The sequence below is a fragment of the Nocardia otitidiscaviarum NBRC 14405 genome (assembly GCF_000308635.1).
Taxonomy (GTDB): Bacteria; Actinomycetota; Actinomycetes; order Mycobacteriales; family Mycobacteriaceae; genus Nocardia; species Nocardia otitidiscaviarum.
The window spans coordinates 1-360 of the sequence record NZ_BAGD01000218.1; the positions used below are offsets into that span (position 1 = coordinate 1).

A 360-nucleotide genomic window follows, 5' to 3' on the forward strand; every position below is an offset into this window, starting at 1 on the left:
CCGATCCTTTACCGCCTCGCTGGTTTCCTGATACTCGGCCCAGTCGTGAAACACGTAGCCACCTGCGGTTTCGTCCCATAGCCCGGCGGCGACCAGTTCCTCAGCGGCGGACTTCTCCCCCACCATGCGCAGCACCGGCGTAGCGATGACGCCGTCTGTGAGGTGCTGGCAGGAGTACGCGCCCGCGCGGACCCACAGGGCGACGGCCGAATCGGACAGCCCGACTGTCTTCGGGTGTGACCAAAAGCCGTCATCGACCTTGAACCACGTCACTGCGGAGTGCCTTTCGTGCGTATGTCCCGTGAGTCACGCGTGACATCTGGTGTGACAGAACTGGATTGCGGGAGCGTCGAGAACCGC

Annotated in this window: 1 pseudogene; it reads right to left on the minus strand. The window is 63.6% G+C overall.

Annotated features, from left to right (window positions below):
• A pseudogene (locus ON31_RS29400) lies at positions 1-273 on the minus strand (hypothetical protein); the annotation flags it as partial.
• Positions 274-360 lie beyond the last annotated feature (87 nt).